Annotated in this window: 2 protein-coding genes; both read left to right on the top strand. The window is 60.3% G+C overall.

Annotation, left to right across the window (positions count from 1 at the left end):
* Positions 1-261 precede the first annotated feature (261 nt).
* Entirely contained in the window at positions 262-1,308 is a 1,047-nt protein-coding gene (locus JIN78_RS16570; RefSeq protein ID WP_200393112.1) for a CHC2 zinc finger domain-containing protein, read from the top strand.
* Between the two features lie 179 nt (positions 1,309-1,487).
* The gene (locus tag JIN78_RS16565) at positions 1,488-2,864 is read left to right on the top strand and encodes a DUF3987 domain-containing protein (protein ID WP_200393111.1); all 1,377 of its coding nucleotides are present in this window, start codon (positions 1,488-1,490) and stop codon (positions 2,862-2,864) included.
* Positions 2,865-2,998: the final 134 nt, after the last annotated feature.

Here is a 2,998-nt window from a genome sequence, read left to right as displayed (position 1 = left end):
CACAATGAGCCCAAAAGAAAACCCTCGACCCGAGGGCCAAGGGATTCTCAAAAGTCGTTTGCGGGCGACAAGGGAAGAGTCTCACAAAAGCCAAGGATCCTCAAGGAAAGAGTGCTCTGGCCAGTGTGGACAATGCCGATGCCGCGCCCTCGATGACCGCCCCGAGCGGGAACTTGCTCTGACTGGCAATCCTTCCGCCCCGAGCACCGAAGCCGAGCTTGCCGACTTCATCGAAAGCGCGAACCGGGAAGGAGGCCAGGCATGAATGCCACCACCGATTACACCGCCCGCAGGGCCGAACTGAAAGAACGCTACCGCATCCCGGACGCATGGCGCGATCTGGGTTATGAGGACCAGCCCGCCAAGTCTTGCCGATGCCCTTGGCGTGATGACCGCAAGCCGAGCTTTTCCGTCTATGATGACGGGCGGGCTTTCAAGGACTTCTCCACCGACGAAAGCGGAGACGTGATTTCATTCGCAAGGCTCGCCCTTGGCGTTTCCTTCAAGGAAGCGGTGAGATGGTGCGAGGAAAGGGCCGGGATTCGTTGCCAAGGCGACTACCCTGCCCGCCCTCTCCCCTTGCCACCGCGCCGACCGTCCCCCGAGAAGCCCCGCAAGGAGTTGAAACTTCCCGAGCTGGACGAAGGGAGACCCGAGGACCTCGCCGCCCTTGCCCGAGTCCGTGGCCTTGCCCGCCATGCCATCAAGCCCGCCATTCAGATCGGAGTTCTCCGCTTTGGTCAGGTATGCGGCAAGCGGTCTTGGATTCTCCTCGATGACAGCGGATTGGTTGCGGAAGCCCGCCGCCTCGATGGGAAGCCCTTCGATGCCTTCAAACGACTTCCCGAGCGCAAAGCGCACACCTTGGCCGGAAGCCGGAAGGATTGGCCCCTTGGTCTGACAATGGGAACGATGGAGCTAGAGGGCGAAACCGTGGCCAAGTTCCGTCACGATACCACGATTCTTCTTGTGGAAGGCGGGCCGGATTACTTGGCCGCGCTCGACTTCATGGGCCGAGACCTCAGCAAAAAGGGACTTCAACCCGTGGCCATGCTTGGAAAGTCCAACCGTATCACCTCCGAAGCCCTCGACGTGATGGCAGGCCGCAGAGTCCGCATCTATCCCCACACGGACGGCATGGAAGCCGCCGCAGGATGGGCCGCGCAGTTGGCGGGCGTAGGGTGCAAGGTGGATGGCTTCCGGTTCGATGGCCTGACCCGGAAGGATGGCCAGCCCGTCACCGACTTGAACGACCTTCTCCTTGCCGACGAAGCAAGCCGGGAAGCATGGAAAGGAGTCTTGCCATGAGCAGAGCATTTGAATTTCCACTAGCCCCCCAAGACAAAACTCCCAAAACCCCCAAAACCTACCCACCCGAGCAGGCAAATGGGAGTTTTGACGGTAATGGGGGTTTTGTCCCTGCCCCCGAGGAGGAAAACGAATCGCCCGCCTTTCCCCTTGAGGCCCTTCCTCCGATAGCCCGCGACATGGCCGCAGAGATTGGCAAGACTGCTCTTGTTCCCGAGTCCTTGGCCGCGATCAATGTCTTGGGCTTTCTCTCCGCTTCGATAGGAGCGGGCTTGCTGGTGAAGTCAGGAAGCGAGCGAACGACTTCCGCCAATCTCTACCTTCTGGGGATTGCCGAGAGCGGGACCGGAAAGGGCCGCGCCTATGCGATGGCAGGCCGCGCCTTTGCCCGCATGGAAGGGGAAGAGATTCGCCACTGGACCGATGAAGTCTTACCGGGAATCAATCGCGATCTTCGCTTCATTGAAAAGGACATCAAGCGACAGGAGAAGGCCCTTGAGAAAGACGGAGCCAACCGGGAAGCAATCGGGCGAGAGCTTCACGAACTGGAAAAGCGCAAAGACGAACTGGAGCGGCAACGGGTCATTGAACCGGGCTTTTCCGTGGCAGACATCACCAAGGAAAAGCTCGCCATCACCCTTGAGGGGCAACCGGGCCAAGCCCTCGCTAGTCTTTCGCCAGAATCCCGAGGCGTGATTGACGTTCTCATGGGGAAATATGGCAAAGGCCAAGAGTCGGATGAAGACCTCTACCTGTCCGCCTATTCCCGCGAAAGCGTCAAAGTGTCCCGAGTCAACCGCCCGCCCGTCTATCTCACCACCCCCACCCTTGCGGTCTTGTGGCTGATTCAACCGGACAAAGCGCAAAGGCTCACTGAAAGCGAAGCCATGACCGAAAGCGGATTGATGCCGCGCTTTCTCTTCTGTGACACCAAAGCCCAAGCCATGCCCGAGCCCGAGGAGCCCCACGAGCCCGAGGCCAGGACTCTCCACGCTTGGGAAGAGCTGACCTCCGACCTGCTGGAATGCTACCGCGCCAATGGAGAAAAGCCCGTCACCATCGACACCGAGCCCGAAGCCCGCCGCGCCCTCGTTCGTTTCAACAACGAAAGCTCCGAGCGAACGAACAAGGGAGGTGACTTGGCAGACGTGGGCCCCTTTGTGAGACGCTGGGGAGAGAACGCTTGGCGACTCGCCCTTGTCCTTCACGCCGCCAAGTATGGCCGGGAGGCGGGCAAGAAGGCCCTTGAGACCGACACCGCCCGCCGCGCCGTCCGTATCGTGGGATGGTTCGCCGAAGAACAGCTTGCCATCCTCGCCCCCGAGCGCAGCAATCGCGACCGCAAGCGCCTTCATCGTCTTCTCTCCGTCCTTGATGACCACCGAGGGAAACGAACGATGCGCGACCTGACCAAGAGCAACGGATTCTCTCGGGAGGAAGTGGAAAAGCTCGCCCGCTGCTACCCCGAACGAATCACCATCGAAAAGAAAGCCCCGGAAGGAAGCAGAGGCGGGCGACCCTCCGAAGTGGTGAAGCGAGGCCACAGGGAGACGTGAAGCCGTAGCAGAAGAGGGGGCGGGCTCAACCACCTTTCGCCCCAAGGAAAGCACGACAACGCGCAATCAGGAAAAAACTCTGATCGGTTTTCACCACTTCCTACCCCAAAAAGCGCCGCCCCCTCTTCACCGAG

The organism is Roseibacillus ishigakijimensis, assembly GCF_016595415.1.
Taxonomy (GTDB): domain Bacteria; phylum Verrucomicrobiota; class Verrucomicrobiia; order Verrucomicrobiales; family Akkermansiaceae; genus Roseibacillus; species Roseibacillus ishigakijimensis.
This window is presented reverse-complemented; position numbering and strand designations above follow the sequence as displayed.

Excerpts from the sequence above, each read along its gene's own strand:
- JIN78_RS16570 (WP_200393112.1), top strand. The coding sequence starts at position 262 with ATGAATGCCACCACCGATTACACCGCCCGCAGGGCCGAACTGAAAGAA.
- JIN78_RS16565 (WP_200393111.1), top strand. The coding sequence starts at position 1,488 with ATGGCCGCAGAGATTGGCAAGACTGCTCTTGTTCCCGAGTCCTTGGCC.